The following is an 18,038-nucleotide window of genomic DNA, read 5'->3' as shown; positions in this document are numbered from 1 at the left end:
TCACAGTGAAAACAGCTCGTCCCTGGCACATCGTCGCTTTCCTGGCGCCGGCGGTCATCATTTATTCCATGTTCAGCGCGCTGCCCCTGCTCGACACGCTGCGCCTGGGCTTCTACACCAGCAACGACGCCGGCGTGCACAGCTTCGTCGGCCTCGACAACTACCGCACCATCCTGTTCGATTCGGACTGGTCGACGGCGTTCTGGAACGCCATGTGGAACAACGTCAAGTTCTTCTGCATCCACATGCTGCTGCAAAATCCGATCGGCCTGCTGCTGGCCACGCTGTTCAGCCTCAAGGGCCTGCGCGGCGCCCGCACTTACCGCACCCTGATTTTCCTGCCGACGCTGTTGTCGGTGGTGATCATCGGCTTCATCTGGCAACTGATCATTTCGCCGCTGTGGGGCGTCGGCGAAAAGCTCATGACGCTGGTCGGCCTGGGCGACTATTTCGCCCCCTTCCTCGGCCAGGAATCCACCGCGCTGTTCACGCTGTCGCTGATCTCGGTGTGGCAATACATCGGCATCCCGATGATGCTGATCTACGCCGCGCTGTTGGCGGTGCCTGAAGAAGTGCTGGAAGCCGCCCATGCAGAAGGCGCCAGCGCCCTGCGCATTTTCTGGCAAATCAAGCTGCCGCTGATCTGGCCGACGCTCGGGCTGGTCACGATCCTGACCTTCGTCGCCAACTTCAACGCCTTCGACCTGATCTATTCGGTCAAGGGCGCGCTGGCCGGACCGAACTATTCGAGCGACCTGCTGGGCACCTTCTTCTATCGCACCTTCTTCGGCTACCAGGCGCAAGTCGGCAGCCCGACCATGGGCGCGGCGGTGGCGACGCTGATGTTCCTGGTGATCCTGGCCGGTGTCGGTACGTATTTTTACCTGGTGCAGCGCAAGCTGACCCGCTATGAGCTTTAAGGAATCGCGATGACTTCAGCTTCTTCCACGATCGCACCGGCGACGCCAGAGAATCGCGACAAAGTGCGCACCGCGCGCGGCCCGTCGCTGATCCAGCGCAGCTTCGGCCCGGCCGGCCACATCTGGGTGCACATCGTGCTGTGTCTGTATGCGGTGATAGCGCTGTTTCCGATTGCGCTGATCCTGATCAACTCGGTCAAGTCGCGCCAGGCGATTTTCGATAACCCGATGGCCTTGCCGACGGTCGACAGCTTTTCGCTGATCGGCTTTCACAAGGTGCTGTCGAACACCAATTTCCTGCTCTACTTCGGCAACAGCCTGGTGGTGACGATAGGATCGCTGATCCTGATCGTGCTGTTCGGCGCCATGGCCGGCTGGGCGCTGTCGGAATACAAATTCCGCGGCAACCGCCTCATGACGCTGTTCATGGCGATCGGCATCATGATCCCGATCCGGCTCGGCACCGTGTCCATCCTGCAACTGGTGGTGGCGCTCGACCTGATCAACACCCGCACCGCGCTGATCCTGGTCTACACCGCGCAAGGCCTGCCGCTGGCGGTCATGATCCTGTCCGAATTCATCCGCCAGATCCCGACCGAGCTGAAGGACGCGGCGCGTTGCGACGGCGTCGGCGAATTCAAGATCTTCTTCCAGGTCATCCTGCCGCTGATCCGCCCCGCCATCGCCACGGTGGCGGTGTTCACCATGATCCCGGCGTGGAACGACCTGTGGTTCCCGCTGATCCTGGCGCCGGGCGACCAGACCAAGACCGTGACGCTGGGCGTGCAGCAATTCATCGGCCAATACGCCACCGACTGGAATTCGGTGCTGGCGGCTTTGTCGATGGCGGTCATCCCGATCCTGATCTTGTACACGCTGTTTTCACGACAGTTGATCCGCGGCCTGACTTCCGGCGCAGTGAAGTAACCCATTCAAGGTAGACAATCATGGCAAACGTAAGCATCAAAGACTTGAAGAAATCCTACGACGGCAAGCAGAACGTGCTGGCCGGCCTCAACCTCGACATCCGCGACGGCGAGTTCTGCGTGCTGGTCGGCCCCTCCGGCTGCGGCAAGTCGACGCTGCTGCGCATGCTGTGCGGCCTCGAAGACATCAGCGGCGGCGAGCTGGCCATCGGCGGCGACGTCGTCAACCACCTGCCGCCGGCCAAGCGCGGTATTGCCATGGTCTTTCAAAGCTATGCGCTGTACCCGCACATGAACGTGTACAAGAACATGGCCTTCGGCCTCAAGATCGCCGGCAGCAACAAGGCCGACATCGACGAGCGCATTCGCCACGCCGCCGGCATCCTCAAGATCGATCACCTGCTCGAACGCCTGCCGCGCGAACTGTCCGGCGGCCAGCGCCAGCGCGTCGCCATCGGCCGCGCCATCGTGCGCAAGCCGCGCCTGTTCCTGTTCGACGAGCCGCTATCCAACCTCGACGCGGCGCTGCGCGTGCAGACCCGGCTGGAGATCGCCAAGCTGCACAAGCAACTGGCCGCCACCATCGTCTACGTCACGCATGACCAGGTCGAGGCGATGACGCTGGGCGACAAGATCGTGGTCATGCACGACGGCCATATCCAGCAAGCCGGCACGCCGCTGGAGCTGTACCAGCATCCGCAAAACCTGTTCGTGGCCGGCTTTATCGGTTCGCCGAAGATGAACTTCCTGCCGGGCCTGGTCACGGCCGTGGCGGAAGACGGGCTTGAAGTTGCAGTGACAGGCGGACGCAAAGTGCGCGTCGACGTCGTGCCCGGCAACGCCAGCGTCGGCGACAAGGTCACGCTGGGCCTGCGCGCCGAACATATTCATGAAAACACCAGCGGCTCCGAACAGTTCAGCGGCCAGGTGAATCTGGTTGAACATCTGGGCGAAGCCAACTTCATCTACGTCACGCTGTCCGGCGGACAAGACATCGTGGTGCGCGGCGACGGCAACCGCAACGTCGACATCGGCGAAGAGATCGTCCTGTCCGCCGACAGCAACGCCTTCCATGTGTTCGACGCCGACGACAACGCGCTGCGTCGCTTAAAGCCCGGCAACTTGGTGTCGTCGCGCCATCATTGAGACCGGGCATGGAAACTTCCTGCGACTATCTGATCGGCGTGGACGGCGGCGGCACCAAGACCCTGGTGCGCGTGGCGGACCTTAACGGCGCCGTGCTGGCCGAAGCCATCGGTCCCGGCTCGGCCCTGCGCAACGGCGCACCAGCCGCCTGGAACGCCATCCTGACCACGCTGCAAAGCACCTTCGCTCACGCAAAGCTCGCCATGCCGCCCTTGTCACACATGGCCGCGGGCATCGGTGTCGCCGGTTACAACGTGGCGCAATGGGCGGCAGAGTTCCGCACCCACGCTCCCGCATTCGGCGCCCTGGAGATCGCCAGCGACGCCACCACCACCCTGCTCGGCGCGCATCAGGGCCGGCCCGGCGCCATCATCGCGGTCGGCACCGGCACCATCGGCGTGGCCTTGTATCCCGACGGCAGCGAACATGTGGTCGACGGCTGGGGCTTCCCCTCGGGCGACGACGCCAGCGGGGCCTGGATGGGCTTGCGCGCGATCAATCACGCGCAGCACGTGGTCGATGGCCGCGCGCCGCATGGCGCCTTGTCGGCGGCGACGGTGGCATTTTGCGAAGCGGACGGCGCAATCATGAATCCCGGCGTCAATCCCGGCCGCAGCGAACGCGACGTCGTGCTCGATTGGTTATCGCAAGCCGACCAGGCCGCCTTCGCCCGGCTCGCGCGCCTGGTCATCGCCCACGCCGCCGACGACGAGGCGGCACGCACGATCCTGATCCAGGCGGCGGCGGAGCTGGAACTGATGGCCGCCACGCTCGATCCCGGCAGGCAATTGCCGCTGGCGCTGTGCGGCGGCCTGGCCGGGGCGCTGCACGACTATTTCTCGCCGGCGCTGCGGCAACGCATCATGCCGGCGCTGGCCGATGCGGCCGACGGCGCCTTGCTGCTGGCGCGCCGCGCCTTGACCTCAAGTCTGACTATCTGAAAACGGAGATAAGCCCATGTCCTCCATCACCCAGGTCCGCGGCAACGTTCTTACGCCGCACGGCTGGATCGACGGCGCCATCAATTTCGGCGACCTGATCTGCAACATCGACGGCACGCCGCTGGAGTTCGAGCCGGCCGACGGTACCCCGCATGCCAACAAGGGCGACTACATCCTGCCCGGCTTCATCGACCTGCACGTGCACGGCGGCGGCGGCAAGGACGTCATGGAAGGCGGCGACGCCATCGACGTCATCGCGCGCCTGCATGCACGCTACGGCACCACCAGCCTGCTCGCCACCACCATGACCGCGCCGCTGGATGAACTGGAAGTCGCGCTCAAGGCCATCGGCAGCGCCAGCCGCAGGCGCGAACCAGGCAGCGGCCGCGCGCGCATCCTCGGCGTGCATCTCGAAGGCCCGTACATCAATCCGGGCAAGCTCGGCGCGCAACCCGACTTCGCCATCGAAGCAACGCTGGAACAAGTCGACTGGCTGGCCAGCTTCGCCCCGATCAAGCTGATCACCATCGCGCCCGAAGTGGACGGTCACCTGGAACTGGTGCGCATCCTCACCACCGGCGGCATGCTGGTGCAGATCGGCCATACGCTGGGGACCTATGAGGACGGCGTCGCCGCACTGAAGAACGGCGCCGCCGGCTTCACCCATCTGTTCAACGCCATGAGCGGCTTCCACCACCGCGAGCCCGGCATGGCCGGCGCCGCGCTGGCGCATGCCGAATACGCCGAACTGATCCCCGACCTGCTGCACGTGCATCCGGGCGCAATCCGTGCCGCACTGCGCGCCATCCCGCGCCTGTACTGCGTGACCGACTCCACCGCCGCCGCCGGCATGCCCGACGGCGACTACACGCTGGGCCGCCAGGTGGTGCACAAATGCGCCGGCGGCGTGCGCCTGGCCGACGGCACCCTGGCCGGCAGCACGCTGACCATGGACCAGGCGCTGCGCAACCTGATCGCCATGGGCCTGGATATTTCCGAAGCCTCGCTGCGCACCTCGACCTATCCGGCCGACTACCTCGGCGTCAAGGAACGCGGCCGTCTCAAGCCCGGCTGTTTTGCCGACATCCTGGTGTTTGATCGCCAGTTCAAATTAAAAGAAGTCTACGTAGAAGGAGAAAAGATTGACCTCGCTCATGCTTAAGGAGGCCCGTTCAGCCGGCTGCCATGTCGCCGAACAGTTGGCCCGCGACCAGGCCCGCTATGCCGAACTGGGACGCTGGCTGCGCACCGCGCCGCCCTCGGGCATCGTCACGGTGGCGCGCGGCAGCTCCGACCACGCCGCCAACTATTGCGCCTACCTGACCATGGTGCGCCTCGGCCATATCGTGGCCTCGCTGCCGATGTCGCTGGTGACGCTGAACAAGGCCCCGCTGATCGCACGCGACGCACTGGCGATCGCCATTTCGCAATCGGGCCAGAGTCCGGATGTGATCGAGCCGATCCGCTACTTCCGCGACGGCGGCGCCACCACGGTGGCCCTCGTCAACGACGCCGAATCGCCGCTGGCGCAGACCGCCGAATGGAGCATGCCGCTGCACGCCGGCGCCGAACTCAGCGTGGCCGCGACCAAGAGTTTCATCGCCAGCCTGGTCGCCGGCGCCTTGTTCGCCGGTCACTGGCAAGACGACGCCGGCTTCCTGCATGCGCTGGAAAGCCTGCCCGAGTCGCTGCAGCGCGCCGCCGACAGCGACTGGTCCAAGGCCGTCGAGATACTCGCACCAGCCAAGAACATCATGGTGGTCGGACGCGGTATCGGTTTTCCGCTGGCGCTGGAAGCGGCCCTCAAATTCAAGGAAACCTCCGCCATCCAGGCCGAAGCATTCAGCGGCGCCGAAATCAAGCACGGCCCGATGGCACTCATCAACGAAGGCTATCCATTGCTGATGTTCGCCACACGCGGGCCGACCCAGGCCGGCATGCTGCAGCTCGCCGCCGAAATGCGCCAGCGCGGCGCCAAGGTCTTGCTGGCCGCGCCGGCAAACATCGCCGAACGCGACCTCACGCTGCCGACCGCCGTCACGCCCGACCTCGACCCCATCGTGGCGATCCAGGCGTTCTATGTCATGGCGGCACAACTCTCGGTGGCGCGCGGCATGGATCCGGACAAGCCGCGCCATCTGAGCAAGGTCACCAAGACCAGCTAAGCGTTCCTCCCTGTGACACCTTGTTGTACGGTGTTCTTCGCCGCCTGCGCCCGCAAGGGTCCAGGCGGCTTTCTTTTGTTGATGCGCCAACGTCGTCAGCACTTTGTCAGCATAGTTGCTCTGCTCAGCAAAATAAATGAAAGTTGAAAGCTGTTAGAAAGCTATCCCCAAAACGATTGGGATAGACTCGCAGCGTCGATGAACAACAATAATTTCAGCGTCGATGCACTGCCCAGAAAATCAATGAGTCCTGACCATTCAGGCATACACAGAGAGACACGACATGACTTCTCCCACGACAGCTTCGTCCTCGAAATTAGCCACCGTCCTGCGCGTCACCAGCGGCAATTTCATGGAAATGTTCGACTTCTTCCTGTTCGGCTTCTACGCCAGCTACATCTCGAAAGCCTTCTTCCCCAGCGGCGATGAATTCGCCTCGCTGATGCTGACCTTCATGACCTTCGGCGCCGGCTTCCTGATGCGTCCGCTGGGCGCCATCATCCTCGGCGCCTACGTCGACCGCGTCGGTCGCCGCCAGGGCCTGATCGTCACGCTGGCGTTGATGGCGCTGGGCACGGTGCTGATCGCCTTCGTGCCTGGCTACGCCACCATCGGTTTGCTGGCCCCCGCACTGGTGCTGATCGGTCGCCTGCTGCAAGGTTTCTCGGCCGGCGTCGAACTCGGCGGCGTGTCGGTCTATCTGGCCGAAATGGCGACGCCCGGCCGCAAGGGTTTCTACGTCAGCTGGCAATCCGCCAGCCAGCAGGTCGCGATCATCGTTGCGGCGGCCATCGGCTACGGCCTCAACATCTGGCTGACCAAGGACCAGGTCGGCGACTGGGGCTGGCGCGTGCCGTTTTTCATCGGCTGCATGATCGTGCCGGTGCTGTTCGTGATCCGTCGCTCGCTGCAGGAGACCGAAGAATTCCTGGCGCGCAAACGCAAGCCCAACCTGAATGAAATCTTCCGCTCGATGGTCGAGAACTGGAAGCTGGTCATCGCCGGCATGATGCTGGTGTCGATGACCACGGTGTCGTTCTACCTGATCACCGTCTACACCCCGACCTTCGGCAAGAACGTGCTCAAGCTGAGCACCGAAAGCGCGCTGATCGTCACCTTCTGCGTCGGCATCTCCAACTTCATCTGGCTGCCGGTCATGGGCGCCCTGTCGGACCGAATCGGTCGTCGTCCGCTGTTGCTGGTGTTCACCGTGCTGACGATCCTGACCGCCTACCCGGCCATGACCTGGCTGGTCGGCGACGCCACCTTCGGCAAGATGCTGGTAGTCGAACTGTGGCTGTCCTTCCTCTACGCCAGCTACAACGGCGCAATGGTAGTGGCGCTGACCGAAGTGATGCCGGTGGACGTACGCACGGCCGGCTTCTCGCTGGCATACAGCCTGGCCACAGCGGTCTTCGGCGGCTTCACTCCCGCCATCGCCACCGGCCTGATCGAAATCACCCACGACAAGGCCGCACCCGGCCTGTGGATGAGCTTCGCCGCGGTCTGCGGCCTGATCGCCACGCTGGTGCTGTATCGTAAAAAATCACTGGCAGTGCCGCTGGCGGCCTGATCGGTCTGCACAAAAGAAAAGCGGGAAGCGGCTTGCGCCCTTCCCGCTTTTTTACGTCCGCGTTTTCCGGAGAAAAGACAAATACGCGGCCGCAGCGTTAAACGCTCAGGCCGTGCTATGCGCGGCGAGGTTGCAATATTGTCCTTTGTAATACAGCAATGGCTGTGTTGCAGCGGTCGCTTGCAGGTTTAACGCTTTCACTTCGCCAATCACGATCAGATGATCACCTGCGGTGTGCTCGGCGACAATGTCGCAATCAAGCCAATGCAGGCTGCCGGGAATGATCGGGTTGCCCAGCGGCGATTCCTGCCATTCGATTCCGAGCCACTTGTCCGTGCCGCGCCGGGCGAACCGGTTGGAAATCCCGACTTGCTCGTCTGACAGGATATTCACTGCGAATCGACCTGCCTGGCGAATTTTGGGATAGCTGGCCGAACCGGACATGACGCTGAATGACACCAGCGGCGGACTCATCGACACGCTATGGAACGACTGGCAAGTGAAGCCAACCGGCTCGCCGTCGATGCGCGACGTAATCACCGTGATGCCGGACGCATAGTGACCCAGCGCTTCGCGAAAGTGCAACGGCTCGATAGAAAAACGGGTAAGTGACATGGCAGGTAATAAGTAATCAGTGCGACTCGAACGTGTTAAAGAACGCCCGAAGTCATCCGCTAATGCCGGCTGACTTCAGCGATTTTCCAATAGTGAAAGCGCTCCATCGATCAGAACCAACCACATCGCCCACGCCATTCTTCGCGTTTGACCGTCGCGAGCTGCTCACGACGGTCAGTTTCCGCCTCAAAATCAGTTCGAGAGTTCTCTGCGGATGATTTCTGCACCTGCACTCAAGGCGTTCAGCTTTCCTCTTGCGACGTGACGAGACAAAGGGGCCATGCCGCAGTTCGTGCAAGGATAGAGCTTGTCGGCATCGACAAACTTCAGTGCTTTGCGCAGGGTATTGGCAACTTCCTCTGGAGTTTCAATGGTATTGCTTGCCACGTCGATGGCGCCGACCATCACTTTCTTGCCCCGAATAAGCTCAATCAGATCCATCGGAACGTGGGAGTTGTGGCATTCCAGTGAAACGATATCGATACTGGATTTTTGCAGCTTGGGGAACGCTTCTTCGTATTGCCGCCATTCGGATCCCAGCGTTTTTTTCCAATCCGTATTGGCCTTGATGCCATAGCCATAGCAGATATGGACAGCAGTCTCGCACTTCAGCCCTTCAATGGCCCTTTCCAGCGTGGCGACGCCCCATTCATTCACCTCGTCAAAGAAGACATTGAACGCAGGCTCATCAAACTGAATGATATCGACGCCAGCAGCTTCCAATTCCCTGGCTTCCTGATTGAGAATCCTGGCGAATTCCCAAGCCAGTTTTTCGCGACTTTTATAGTGGCTGTCGTAAAGCGTATCGATCATCGTCATCGGGCCTGGCAGCGCCCATTTGATCGGCTGCCCGGTCTGCTGACGCAAGAACTTGGCATCTTCAACAAAGACCGGTTTTTGGCGAGAAACGGCGCCCACGACCGTTGGCACGCTCGCGTCATAGCGATCACGAATCCTGACGGTCTCACGCTTCTCAAAATCAACGCCGTCGAGGTGCTCAATAAACGTCGTCACGAAATGCTGGCGCGTCTGCTCGCCATCACTGACGATATCAATACCTGCATGTTGTTGTTCTTGCAGTGACAAACGCAAGGCATCTTGCTTGCCGGCATTCAATTCGTCGCCTTGCAATTTCCAGGGTGACCAAAGTTTCTCGGGTTCCGCCAGCCAGGAAGGTTTGGGAAGGCTGCCGGCAGTTGACGTGGGTAATAATTTTTTCACAGTAGATGACCTTAGGTTTTTGATTAGTCAAAGAGCGTAGCTGGCGGACCACTTCTCAAGAATCGCTTGGTACGGCTTGATGAAATTCTCCTCGACAAACCGCCCCTGCTCGATAGCCAAGCGGCCACGTTCTTCCCGATCGTAAACAATCCGGGTTAAGGAATAGTCCTGGTGCTTCAAGCTGGGTTGATAGGATTTTCCCGCCGCAGAATTTGCGTTGTAAATCTCGGGCCGGTAAATCTTCTGGAAGGTGTCCATCGTGCTGATGGTGCTGATCAGTTCAAGGTTCGTGTAGTCACTCAGCAAATCACCTGAGAAATAAAAAGCCAATGGCGCGGCGCTATTCGACGGCATGAAGTAACGAACCTTCATCCCCATCTTCTTGAAATAGTCATCTGTCAGGGAATATTCATCCTGCTGGTATTCCACGCCCAACACGGGATGCTCATTTTCGGTCCGATGATAGGTCTTGCTGCTCGACACACTGAGACATATCACGGGCGGCTTGCTGAAATGCTCTTTGTACGTGCTTGAATTGACGAAGCACTTGAACAGCTTGCCATGCAGATCCCCAAAATTATCCGGGACGCTGAATCCGGGTTGCGTCTTTGAGTGTTCCAGCAGCAGCACGCTAAAGTCATAATCGCGCACGTAAGAGGAAAAATTATTCCCGACGATGCCCTCGATGCGTTCGTTGGTTTTTCGGTCAACGATATTCGTCTTCAATATTTCAATCAGCGGGAGCGCGTTGCAATTGTTCCCGCCATCGATATTCATCTCAACCGAAACGATTTCAAGCTGGAGCGTATAACGATCGCCTTTCGGATTATCCCAATGCGCCAGGGCGTTGAAACGGTTGTCGATCATCCTGAAGGTGTTGCGCAGGTTTTCCTCGCGGCTCGCCCCTCTGGCCAGATTGGCAAAGTTGGTGGTGATACGCGTGTTGTCTGATGGGTGATAGTCCTCATCGAAACAGATGCTCTTGATGGCAAATGTGAATTCGTTATTCATGGTGATCTGGCGCCCTAATTTTTGAGATAACACCGGCGGTTATCCCTTGTTTTTTCAGTACGTCCCAATGCGCTGGCCGGTTGTTTTGATTTACCCGTTTTGGCATTGTCGATGTCTGAAGCGGATTTTATGCTGCCCCATCGATGAATAAAAATGATTTGATCTCATGAAATCATTAGTTATGCTCATGAGCAAAGGCGTGTCGATTTGCTTGCAGGCTTACTGCTCTCTTCAGCGGGGATAAAGGACGGCGAAAGAAATGGCCGAAAGCCCGCTCGATCTTGTGCGGAGTCGCAGCAGTACAGAGGGCGAGCTCAGGATTCGATTGCGAGGCTGTAGCTGTAGCTGTAGCCGCCGCAGAACTTCACGGCGATCACGAAGAGTCAAGCTGCGACCGGTCTTCTCGCCTGTTCGATGAATGCGCGCAGGTAATCGATACTCACATCCGCCTCGCGAGCACCCAGGAAGATGTTTTTCGCAATGCCGTTCTTGCCCAGCCGGACCGGCACCACATCCATTTTGTCTGCGTATTCCAGCACCAGCCAGCGCGGCAGCGCAGCTACGCCGCGCCCGCTGGCGACCATCTGCAGCATGATGTCGGTGGTCTCGATCGCCTTGTGGCGTTTGGGCGTTATGCCGGCCGGCGCGAGAAACATGCTGTAGATGTCCAGGCGATCGACCGGCACCGGGTAGGTCACCAGTACCTCATTGGTCAGCTGTTTGGGCTTGATGTATTCCTCCCCGGCCAGTTTGTGATTGCCGGCAACCACAAGGACTTGCTCATAGTCGAACACCGGTTCGAATACAAGGCCAGGCTTGTCCAGCGGATCGGGCGTGACCAGCAGATCGATCTCGTAGCCGAACAGCGCGCCGATGCCGCCGAACTGAAATTTCTGCTTCACGTCCACGTCCACATCCGGCCACGCGGCGAGATAGGGCGAGACGACTTTCAACAACCATTGGTAACAGGGATGACATTCCATGCCGATGCGCAGCGCACCCCGCTCGCCCTGGGCGAACTGCCGTAAACGTTCTTCTGCCAGATCCAGCTGCGGCAGCACCCGGTTGGCTACCGCCAGCAAATATTGGCCGGCCTGGGTCAGGCGCAGGCTACGGCCTTCGCGCAGCCAGATGTCGGTGCCCAACTGCTGCTCCAGCTTCTTCATGCTGTGGCTCAAAGCCGATTGCGTCACGTGCAGGACGCCTGCAGCGGCCGTCAGCGAACCTTGCTTTTCCACCTCTTGCACGATGGACAAATGAATGCGATCAATCATGATAAATGAGTAAAATTCATATTTTTTCAAGAAAAAACCATTTTACTTCATCATTTATTCTGCAGTGAGAAGCCCCTGATGCAGTCAAGACCGCGTGATTGGCTACATTCGCAAGAAGAAAAGAAGCCCGCTCGATGCGGGCTTTTTTATCGGGGGATTCGCATCAACACCATGTTCAACCCGGTGCTCCACTGAACTCCGCGAGCCGCGGGACTACAGGGAGAAGTCCACGACGGTCTTGCCGATTTGCGGACGGGTCCGGTTGCGTTCGATCGCGGCGGGCAGCTCATCAAAACTCACCACGGCGTCGATCCTGGACTGCAAGCTTCCTCCCGCCACCTCGTCGGCAATCAGGCGCAGCCTCTCGGCATCCGGCTTGTTCATGAACCACAGCCCACGGCGACCGGCCGGCGTGCTTGACAGGATGGCCGGCGATGCCGTGCTGACGATCGCGCCGTTTTCAGCGAGCACTTCCCACGATCGGTCCAGGACCTCTCCACCGACATAATCAAGCACCAGGTCGATGCCCTTGACGGCGACCTCGAATCGACCTTGCTCGTAGTCGATGACATGGTCCGCGCCCAGGCCATGGACATAGTCGAAATGGCTTTTCAACGCGGTGGCAAATACCACCGCGCCGGCCTGATGTGCAAACTGCACGGCAAAGCCGCCCAGTCCGCCGGCCGCGCCATGGACCAGAATGCGCTGCCCGGCCTGTATCGGGCCCGCAAAATGAAGACTTTGCCACGCGGCGACGGACGCCACGGGCAAGGCCGCAGCTTCCACGAAACTCAGCGCCTCCGGCACCAGGCTGAGATTTTCCTCGCTCACCGCCACCAGTTCGGCATACGCGCCGAGTGCGCCAAGCGCCCCCACCACGCGGTCGCCTTTACGCAAACGGCTCACGCCCGGCCCGACCGCTTCGACGACGCCGGCCAGTTCGATCCCGAGGACGGTCGGCAACTGCAAAGGAAAGGCATCCCTGACGTAACCCTCGCGGACCTTCCAGTCCAGTCCGTTCACGCCGGCGGCCTGGACACGGACCAGCACCTGGCCGGCGCCGGCGGTCGGGGCCTCCACCGTGGCAATAGTGAGGGCGTCAGGACCGCCGTATTGAGTAAGCATCAATGCACGAATGTTCTTCATTTTGAAACTCCATATAGTTGGGTACAAGCCAAAGATAAGGGGTTTCATATTTAAAACAAAGACCATAAAATAGAGACAATACGTATCAATATTGGAACAGCTATGGATCTGAACGCCCTTGAAGACTTTCGGCTGGTGGCCACTCACGGTGGTTTCGGCCGCGCCAGCCGGGCCAGCAGCCGCTCCAAAGCGACCTTGTCGCGCCGTGTCGCCGACCTGGAAGAAGCCTTGGGCGTCCGCCTTGTCGAACGCGGCATGCGTAGCCTGGAACTGACGGAAGCCGGCCAGCTGTTGTTGGCAGGGACGGAGAGGCCGATGCGCGACATGGTCGACACGCTGGCGCAAGTGCGCGAGGGCATGGCCAGTCCCAAAGGCCGTTTGCGCATCGCGGCGCCACTGGTGTTCTCACAGCTGGCGCTGGGACGGCTGGCAGCCCGGTTCGTGGCGAATTATCCCGAAGTCGAAATTGAAGCCGTGGCGGACGACAGGATGGTTGATCTGGTCGAAGAGCATTTCGACGTGGTCATCCGCATCAATCCGCGCAAGGACAGCAACCTGGTCGGACGATGCATTGCGCGGGATCGCCTGGTCCTGGCCGCGGCCCCCTCTTTTCGGTTGCCACGCAAACGCAGCGACAAGCCTTTCGCGGTCCCGGCGGTGGTGACGCCGAGCTATCGCGATGGAGAAACCTGGACGGTGCGCGACAGCAGGCTCGTCATCGAGCCACGACCTGTGTTGCGCCTGTCCTCGTTGCTGATGGCGCGCGACGCGATCATTGCCGGCGCCGGCGTGGCATTGGTGCCCCGGTCCATGATCGGGGGCGCGGTCGAGAGAGGGGAACTGACGGTATGGGGGGAAGTCGGCGAAGAAGTCGAGCTCTGGATCCTGCACATTTCACGCCGCCTGCAGAGCCCGAAAGTCCGCGCCTTCGTGGAGTTCATGTCTGCGCAGTATCCGGATGGTGCGTTCACTATTTGATGCCGGTTTGCTGCCGGGAAGACACTAGCTGATGCCGGCGCAGATCAACCCGCCATTCAAACTTGCCACGCCCCATCCCGATAAACCAGCTCGTCATCAAGATAAACGCCCTCCGTCACCGCAAACACGTCAATGTGATAACGCGCGGTCGTGCGCCTGATGTTGGGCTTGCTGTAGACACCGTGTTTGGCGCCGAGCGACAGGTGGATGCCGCACATGCGTTCGTAGGTGCCGATATCGTCGACCATGCAGTCGCGTGAAAACGCACGGTTCATGCCGAAGCCCAGCTCGCGCAGCCAGACCTCGCCTTCGTCGGCGCGAATCTTCTCCAGCACCTGATCGAAGTCCGGCGTGGAGTCGACTACCCCGGTCACGCGGCCTTTGGCGACCACCAGCGTGATCGGTTGCTCGGGCCGGTTCACCCGGAAGGTGGTGTCGCCAAACACGAAAATGCGTACGCGTCCGTTCACCGCTTCCAGGTCCTGTGATTCCGTGAACACCTCGCCGATGGGAAATTGTCCCCCGACGTTGTTCATCTCGCTGTAATCGCCGATGTTCAGCTTGGCCGGTTCGAACGGCGCCGCAAAGACCAGCCGCTCGCCGCCGCTGTCGACCACCCCGCTCTGCGCACGATCAATGCGGGTCTTCAAGGCGTAACCGACACCGCGGAAATACGCCGGGTCATAGGCCAGCGAAGCGATGTAATAGTCGGCCTGCACGCCGGGCATGCGCGACAGATGGGGATGCTCGATGACCTTGAGCGAACGTTTGAACAGCTCGACCCGCAGGCGGAAAGCCTCCAGACGGAAGTTGGTGGATTGAATCAGCACCACCAGATCGTTGGCCTCAAGGCCGGCAAAGGCGGCCAGCACCTCGTCCGGTGCGACGGCGTCGAAATCGATGAAGCGCGCCGTCGGCAGGCAACGCCGATACGCTTCCGTCAAGGCGACGGCAAGATCGCAACGCGTGTCGGCTACCACCACGGCAGCACGCGGCGGCGCATGCTCGATCGCCATGCTGAGGATGTCGTGCACATGTTTTTGCGCGAGATCGACCGATTCGGCGGTAATCGTGCCGAAGAAAGGCGTGGCTGGTTCCTGGTTTTCCATGGGGTGCATCGTCATTTTGTCGCGTCAGGCCTGCATTCTAATCGACATTGGACGGCGTTCCGCAGCGGAGTCTGCTGTCGTACCGGCTGCACTCGCGCGCACGCACGAAGGTATTCACCACCTGCGCCTGCTCAGTCGAACCAATAGGTGAGCGTGTAACTGTGCTTTCCAGACTCGCGATGGATGATCAGGTCGCCCATGAGGCCCGCCAGTTCTCCCGTTCCCGATCCTGGCGCGACCTTTACGCTCAAGGTCGAGCTGCCGGCGTGCATCTGTCCGAAATGAACGAGGGCGAATCCGCCGGTGCGCCCGTCCAGCGTCCCCTGCACCGACTCGATGGCGACGTAGCTCGCTTCCCCCTGTGCCGGTTGACCGGCGGTCAACATCTCTCCCTGGGAATTTCCCGCCAACGCTCCCTGATATTCCTTGACGATGACATGACGCCCGATGGCGGGGCCCAGGCTCTCTGCATCAACTGCAGCAGGCGGCTTGATCGTCACGGAAAACTCGCCGCTGACGGTGAACTGTTCTGAAGACGGAGAAGAAGATTGCATACATGCTCCCTTGGAAAGATAAAGGCCATCTGGCGCAACATGGCAGACCAATGTTCTATTTTCCACTATCGCCGACACTTTCGCTGATTCCGGCAAAAAGCGCCAAGATGCAATTTCATTGGATCGCCGGACACGAACATCGCGTTCAAATCAAGACCGTCGGGGTTCATCTCTTGCCCAAAGAAAAAGCCTGCTCACGCAGGCTTTTTCTTCGCAGGGATAGTCGAATGAAAACTATTTGACGCCTTCCCGCAACGCCTTCATCTTCACCGGCGAATCCGTCATTACCACGTCCACGCCCAGTTGCTGCGCGCTGCGATAAGCTGCTGCCGAGTCAACCCCGAACACCATCACATGCGTGTCCGGATTGCTGCGAAAGCATTTCATCGCCGCCGGGGTCCACCAGTGCGCCACGACTTCGGAGACGCCTTCGCCCAGGGTGAACTTCTCCACTACCGCGACTTTGCGTTCCAGCTCGATGCCCGACCAGGTGCCCGCCGCCGGCGGCGTGTCGCAGGCGCCGCCGTTCAAGGCGATGCGCGCCAGACGATCACGGGTGGCGTCGCGCGACTCGAACACCTGCGCCTTCGGCTGCTGCGCCATCAAGGCGATCACATTGGCATCGGTGGAATAGAAACGCACGCGCTTCCATGCGCCCTCTTCATCGATCACCCTGGCGACCGCATTGACCAAGGTTTCCGCCGGCACCTGCTTCATGTCGATAACGACAGGCGTCGATGCCGGCACGGCGCGCAGGGCATCCCGCAGCGTCGGCACTTGCACCGGTTGCCGGCGATAGGGATAACTCTTGTTGCCGGCGACATCGGTCACCGCATACATATAGCCGGCGTTAAGCGCGGTCAGCTGCGCCGCGGTGAGCGTGTTGACCACGCCCTTGCCGTCGGTCAGCGTCGCCACGTCGGCCGGACGGTACAGCACCGGCACGCCGTCGCTGGAAACCTGCACCGTCATCCACAGGATATCGGCGCCGTGCTTCAGCGAATTCTGCAAGGTCGGGATGGTGTTCTCGGGACCGTCGCCGGTGCCGCCCCGATGGGCAGCGATCAGCGGTTCGGCGCCAGCCGTCAGCGCCATGCCCAGCAATGTGGCTGAGACGACTACGGCAAGCTTGATGGAAGTTGTCATGCGCACTCTCCTTCAGCGATCAGAACTTGTGACGGATGCCGGCGGTCAGCACGTTTTGCGTGTTGCTGCCGCCTGGCGCCACGTACAGGCCGGGATTGAACATGTCCGACGAACGAATGTTGGCGTAGAACAGGTACAGGTCAGTGCGCTTGGACAGGAAGTAATCCACGCCCAGCGATACCTGCGTCGCCTTGCCGTCGCTGGCGCCGACGAACTTGGAGCGCGTGGTCACGAAGTTGGCCAGCAACTGGGTCGTCGCCGTGACGTTGTAATTGACGCCAAAGTCGATCAGGTCGACTTTGCTGTTGTTGACGCCGCCGAAGGTGAACGCCGCGCCGGCCGCTCCGGTGAAACCGGTCATTGCGGTTCCGGCCGCCACCGCCAGCGGTTGCTTGACCTGCGAATACGAACCGTACAGGCGCACATCGCCGAGCTTGTACGAACCGCCGATCAGGAAGGTCTTCAGCGACGTGCTGGCGATGCTGCCGGCGACGGCGCCCGGCGCGATGCCGGAGTCGCTGGAGCCGGTGAAGGTGTTGTTGGCCGTCAGCTTATTCTGGAAATACGCCGCGCCGAACGACAACGGACCGTTGTTGTAGCTGCCGCCGATGCCGAACGACTGGCCGGCGCCGGTCGAGCCGGCTTGTTCGCCGAAGCCGTACAGGGCACTCAGGGTCACGCCGCCGAACACCGGCGAGTTGTATCGCACCGAGTTGTTAACGCGCGAACCCTGCGTACGGTCGAGATTCAACGCGTGGATGTTGTTGACCAGGCTGCCGAAATCGAGCGCGCCGTTATAAGGGGCGAGATCATCGATGTAATCCTTCTGGCGCCCAAGGTGGATGGTTCCCATGCTGCCCGACAGACCGACGATGGCGGTGCGGCCGAAGAACAGGCCGCCCTGCGCCAGCGCGCCGGTGTCGGCGTTGAAGCCGTTTTCCAGCGTGAACAACGCCTTGAGTCCGCCGCCCAGGTCTTCCACACCCTTGAAGCCGATGCGCGAACCCTGCGCCACGGCGGTGTCCATGCTCAGGCGTGAGCCGGTGCCGGTCGGATTGCCCGGCGTGACGTTGGCGACCTTGTCGGTATAGGTCAGGCTGGGATTGATGATCCCGTAGATGGTGACGCCCGATGAGGCGTTGGTCGTTTGCGCTTGTGCAGCGGTGGCGAAAGAGAGGCCGGCGAAACACAGCGGCAGCGACATGGCGAGAGCAGTTTTTTTCATGAATGGTTTTCAGAAAAGTTGAATGAGGGTGGAGCCGGATTGCGGAGCGAACTATGCCCTCGATATATGACATCGCCATGACGTTGCG

General features: G+C 60.7%; 18 protein-coding genes. 9 read left to right on the top strand and 9 right to left on the bottom strand.

The window, feature by feature from the left end:
- Positions 1–5: 5 nt before the first annotated feature.
- The 7 genes from ACIROW_RS01435 (at position 6) to ACIROW_RS01405 (ending at position 7,671) form a co-directional block, all read left to right on the top strand.
- On the top strand, positions 6–920 hold the full coding sequence (locus tag ACIROW_RS01435; RefSeq protein WP_402271111.1) for a carbohydrate ABC transporter permease: 915 nt from the start codon (positions 6–8) through the stop codon (positions 918–920).
- Positions 921–929: 9 nt separating this feature from the next.
- Positions 930–1,847 carry a carbohydrate ABC transporter permease gene (locus ACIROW_RS01430; protein ID WP_402271110.1) on the top strand — a complete coding sequence of 306 codons (918 nt, stop codon included), beginning with the start codon at positions 930–932 and terminating at the stop codon, positions 1,845–1,847.
- Positions 1,848–1,867: 20 nt separating this feature from the next.
- Positions 1,868–2,992 carry an ABC transporter ATP-binding protein gene (locus ACIROW_RS01425; RefSeq protein ID WP_402271108.1) on the top strand — a complete coding sequence of 375 codons (1,125 nt, stop codon included), beginning with the start codon at positions 1,868–1,870 and terminating at the stop codon, positions 2,990–2,992.
- Positions 2,993–3,000: 8 nt separating this feature from the next.
- The gene (locus ACIROW_RS01420; RefSeq protein WP_402271107.1) at positions 3,001–3,933 is read left to right on the top strand and encodes a BadF/BadG/BcrA/BcrD ATPase family protein; all 933 of its coding nucleotides are present in this window, start codon (positions 3,001–3,003) and stop codon (positions 3,931–3,933) included.
- Positions 3,934–3,949: 16 nt separating this feature from the next.
- Positions 3,950–5,095, top strand: a complete 1,146-nt coding sequence (gene nagA, locus ACIROW_RS01415; protein ID WP_402271106.1) for an N-acetylglucosamine-6-phosphate deacetylase — start codon at positions 3,950–3,952, stop codon at positions 5,093–5,095.
- Positions 5,088–6,098 carry an SIS domain-containing protein gene (locus ACIROW_RS01410; RefSeq protein ID WP_402272434.1) on the top strand — a complete coding sequence of 337 codons (1,011 nt, stop codon included), beginning with the start codon at positions 5,088–5,090 and terminating at the stop codon, positions 6,096–6,098. The genes nagA and ACIROW_RS01410 overlap by 8 nt, the downstream gene beginning before the upstream one ends.
- Before the next feature lie 283 nt (positions 6,099–6,381).
- Positions 6,382–7,671, top strand: coding sequence for an MFS transporter (locus ACIROW_RS01405; RefSeq protein WP_402271105.1), 1,290 nt, complete (start codon positions 6,382–6,384; stop codon positions 7,669–7,671).
- A 105-nt stretch (positions 7,672–7,776) separates the two neighbouring features.
- Here ACIROW_RS01405 and ACIROW_RS01400 read toward each other — a convergent pair whose 3' ends face one another.
- The 5 genes from ACIROW_RS01400 to ACIROW_RS01380 all read right to left on the bottom strand — a co-directional run bounded on the left by ACIROW_RS01400 (position 7,777) and on the right by ACIROW_RS01380 (position 12,938).
- A complete protein-coding gene (locus ACIROW_RS01400) occupies positions 7,777–8,286 on the bottom strand; it encodes a flavin reductase family protein (RefSeq protein WP_402271104.1) in 510 nt (169 codons plus the stop codon).
- A gap of 192 nt (positions 8,287–8,478) precedes the next feature.
- Positions 8,479–9,507, bottom strand: coding sequence for a methionine synthase (locus ACIROW_RS01395; RefSeq protein WP_402271102.1), 1,029 nt, complete (start codon positions 9,505–9,507; stop codon positions 8,479–8,481).
- Positions 9,508–9,534: 27 nt separating this feature from the next.
- Complete coding sequence (locus tag ACIROW_RS01390; RefSeq protein WP_402271101.1) at positions 9,535–10,518, bottom strand: DUF1852 domain-containing protein; 984 nt, start codon at positions 10,516–10,518, stop codon at positions 9,535–9,537.
- Between the two features lie 383 nt (positions 10,519–10,901).
- Positions 10,902–11,792 carry a LysR substrate-binding domain-containing protein gene (locus tag ACIROW_RS01385; protein WP_402272432.1) on the bottom strand — a complete coding sequence of 297 codons (891 nt, stop codon included), beginning with the start codon at positions 11,790–11,792 and terminating at the stop codon, positions 10,902–10,904.
- 213 nt (positions 11,793–12,005) lie between these two features.
- A complete protein-coding gene (locus tag ACIROW_RS01380) occupies positions 12,006–12,938 on the bottom strand; it encodes an NADP-dependent oxidoreductase (RefSeq protein ID WP_402271099.1) in 933 nt (310 codons plus the stop codon).
- A 102-nt stretch (positions 12,939–13,040) separates the two neighbouring features.
- Here ACIROW_RS01380 and ACIROW_RS01375 point away from each other — a divergent pair, with 102 nt between their 5' ends.
- Positions 13,041–13,916, top strand: a complete 876-nt coding sequence (locus tag ACIROW_RS01375; RefSeq protein ID WP_402271097.1) for a LysR family transcriptional regulator — start codon at positions 13,041–13,043, stop codon at positions 13,914–13,916.
- Between the two features lie 56 nt (positions 13,917–13,972).
- Here ACIROW_RS01375 and ACIROW_RS01370 read toward each other — a convergent pair whose 3' ends face one another.
- A complete protein-coding gene (locus ACIROW_RS01370) occupies positions 13,973–15,034 on the bottom strand; it encodes a hypothetical protein (RefSeq protein ID WP_402272429.1) in 1,062 nt (353 codons plus the stop codon).
- Between the two features lie 122 nt (positions 15,035–15,156).
- Positions 15,157–15,579, bottom strand: coding sequence for a DUF3224 domain-containing protein (locus ACIROW_RS01365; RefSeq protein ID WP_402271096.1), 423 nt, complete (start codon positions 15,577–15,579; stop codon positions 15,157–15,159).
- Between the two features lie 2 nt (positions 15,580–15,581).
- Between ACIROW_RS01365 and ACIROW_RS01360 the strand changes: the two genes are divergently transcribed.
- Positions 15,582–15,821, top strand: coding sequence for a hypothetical protein (locus tag ACIROW_RS01360; RefSeq protein WP_402271095.1), 240 nt, complete (start codon positions 15,582–15,584; stop codon positions 15,819–15,821).
- Here the strand turns inward: ACIROW_RS01360 and ACIROW_RS01355 are convergent.
- On the bottom strand, positions 15,814–16,725 hold the full coding sequence (locus tag ACIROW_RS01355; RefSeq protein ID WP_402271094.1) for a glycerophosphodiester phosphodiesterase family protein: 912 nt from the start codon (positions 16,723–16,725) through the stop codon (positions 15,814–15,816). The two genes, ACIROW_RS01360 and ACIROW_RS01355, sit on opposite strands and share 8 nt — an antisense overlap.
- 19 nt (positions 16,726–16,744) lie before the next feature.
- Positions 16,745–17,950 carry a porin gene (locus tag ACIROW_RS01350; RefSeq protein WP_402271093.1) on the bottom strand — a complete coding sequence of 402 codons (1,206 nt, stop codon included), beginning with the start codon at positions 17,948–17,950 and terminating at the stop codon, positions 16,745–16,747.
- Positions 17,951–18,038 lie beyond the last annotated feature (88 nt).

Source organism: Herbaspirillum sp. NPDC101397 (genome assembly GCF_044767325.1).
Classification (GTDB): Bacteria; Pseudomonadota; Gammaproteobacteria; order Burkholderiales; family Burkholderiaceae_D; genus Herbaspirillum.
The sequence above is the reverse complement of the archived record's forward strand: the minus strand, read 5'-3'. Positions and strand labels throughout refer to the sequence as shown.

What these genes read in the sequence shown, in the direction of transcription:
- ACIROW_RS01430 (WP_402271110.1), top strand. Translation starts at nt 930, where the DNA reads ATGACTTCAGCTTCTTCCACGATCGCACCGGCGACGCCAGAGAATCGC.
- ACIROW_RS01425 (WP_402271108.1), top strand. Translation starts at nt 1,868, where the DNA reads ATGGCAAACGTAAGCATCAAAGACTTGAAGAAATCCTACGACGGCAAG.
- ACIROW_RS01420 (WP_402271107.1), top strand. Translation starts at nt 3,001, where the DNA reads ATGGAAACTTCCTGCGACTATCTGATCGGCGTGGACGGCGGCGGCACC.
- nagA (WP_402271106.1), top strand. Translation starts at nt 3,950, where the DNA reads ATGTCCTCCATCACCCAGGTCCGCGGCAACGTTCTTACGCCGCACGGC.
- ACIROW_RS01410 (WP_402272434.1), top strand. Translation starts at nt 5,088, where the DNA reads ATGCTTAAGGAGGCCCGTTCAGCCGGCTGCCATGTCGCCGAACAGTTG.
- ACIROW_RS01405 (WP_402271105.1), top strand. Translation starts at nt 6,382, where the DNA reads ATGACTTCTCCCACGACAGCTTCGTCCTCGAAATTAGCCACCGTCCTG.
- ACIROW_RS01400 (WP_402271104.1), bottom strand. Translation starts at nt 8,286, where the DNA reads ATGTCACTTACCCGTTTTTCTATCGAGCCGTTGCACTTTCGCGAAGCG.
- ACIROW_RS01390 (WP_402271101.1), bottom strand. Translation starts at nt 10,518, where the DNA reads ATGAATAACGAATTCACATTTGCCATCAAGAGCATCTGTTTCGATGAG.
- ACIROW_RS01385 (WP_402272432.1), bottom strand. Translation starts at nt 11,792, where the DNA reads ATGATTGATCGCATTCATTTGTCCATCGTGCAAGAGGTGGAAAAGCAA.
- ACIROW_RS01380 (WP_402271099.1), bottom strand. Translation starts at nt 12,938, where the DNA reads ATGAAGAACATTCGTGCATTGATGCTTACTCAATACGGCGGTCCTGAC.
- ACIROW_RS01375 (WP_402271097.1), top strand. Translation starts at nt 13,041, where the DNA reads ATGGATCTGAACGCCCTTGAAGACTTTCGGCTGGTGGCCACTCACGGT.
- ACIROW_RS01370 (WP_402272429.1), bottom strand. Translation starts at nt 15,034, where the DNA reads ATGCACCCCATGGAAAACCAGGAACCAGCCACGCCTTTCTTCGGCACG.
- ACIROW_RS01365 (WP_402271096.1), bottom strand. Translation starts at nt 15,579, where the DNA reads ATGCAATCTTCTTCTCCGTCTTCAGAACAGTTCACCGTCAGCGGCGAG.
- ACIROW_RS01360 (WP_402271095.1), top strand. Translation starts at nt 15,582, where the DNA reads ATGCTCCCTTGGAAAGATAAAGGCCATCTGGCGCAACATGGCAGACCA.
- ACIROW_RS01355 (WP_402271094.1), bottom strand. Translation starts at nt 16,725, where the DNA reads ATGACAACTTCCATCAAGCTTGCCGTAGTCGTCTCAGCCACATTGCTG.
- ACIROW_RS01350 (WP_402271093.1), bottom strand. Translation starts at nt 17,950, where the DNA reads ATGAAAAAAACTGCTCTCGCCATGTCGCTGCCGCTGTGTTTCGCCGGC.